The sequence below is a fragment of the Frankia sp. CeTa3Moorea genome, assembly GCF_978021225.1.
The window spans coordinates 12,311-13,479 of record NZ_CDXDOR010000051.1 but is presented as its reverse complement, the minus strand read 5'-3'; the positions used below and the strand labels follow the sequence as shown (position 1 = coordinate 13,479).

The following is a 1,169-nucleotide window of genomic DNA, read 5'->3' as shown; positions in this document are numbered from 1 at the left end:
CCGCCCGGTACCGGGCGGTGCGGCAGTCGTGCCAGCGTCAGCAGATGCCGATGGCATGCCGTCAGATGCCGATATCCGTCGACGCTGTGCTCTCAAGGACTCAAGGACGCTGTACTGAGGAGCATGCCACTCGGGCCGCCCGAACAAACTGACGGCTGCCTTACGGAACTCGCTGCTCCGGTGCGGACGTGCGCTGACGGGGCACCCCGATGCCGCAACGGCGCGGTTCGGGTGCCCGCCGATCAGGGCGGCGGAATGCGCGGCCGGCTGGCGGGCACACCGGCCGGATGCAGACGCTGCCTGCTGGGCGCCGTCGCAGCGCCAGTCGGCCTGTCCGGGTACCCGCCGCACCCGTCAGGGTTGCTCTCCCTCCCGGACGGTGGCGGAGGCCGCGGTGACCCCGCGCGCGCTGGAGAGACTGCGGCAAGACCGGATCGCCGCCAAGCCCTGGCAGGTGACCGCGGCGCTCGCCTGTGTGGTTGCGCTGAGCACAACCGACACCGGAGCGGTGGGCGCGCTGGCGCCGACGCTCAAACAGCACCGGGGACTGGCGAACACCGATATCGGCCTGTTGCGGATGGTGACCGCGGTGACCGGTGCCCTCCTGTCGATTCCCGCCGGGATCCTGGCCGACCGGGTCCGCCGGGTGCGGTTGCTCACCGTCAGCATCGCGCTGTGGGGCTGTGCGATGATCGCATCAGGAACCGTGACGTCGTTCGGCTGGCTGATCGTGGCCCGGGTCGCTCTGGGCGTCGTCACCGCCGCCGCCGGCCCCGTGATCGCTTCCCTGGTCGGCGACTACTTTCCCGTCGCCGGGCTGGGAACGATCTACGGAAAGATCCTCGTCGGGGAATTCGCCGGTGCCGGCGCCGGCCTGTTCCTGGTCGGCAACGTGGCGGCCGCCCTGTCCTGGCGGTGGGCGCTGTGGGTGCTGGCGGTACCGGCATTCGCGCTTGCCTGGCAGGTCCGGCGCCTGCCCGAGCCGGCGCGGGGAGGGCAGGCCATGTTCCCCGCAGCCTCGTTCACCACAGCCACCACAGCCACCACAGCCACCGCGGAGCCCGCCGGGTCCGTTGACCACGATGCCGGCGGCGCACAACCACGGGGACCAGCCAATGCGGGCCGGCTGCGCGAGGCCGCGGCCGCCGTCCGTGCCCGCGACGTGGAAC

1 protein-coding gene is annotated in these 1,169 nt (G+C 72.1%); it reads left to right on the top strand.

Features of this window, described 5'->3' with window-relative positions; all coding sequences use genetic code 11:
* Positions 1 to 394 precede the first annotated feature (394 nt).
* On the top strand, positions 395 to 1,169 hold a 775-nt coding region (locus tag AC08OV_RS11425; RefSeq protein ID WP_476619640.1), incomplete at its 3' end, for an MFS transporter.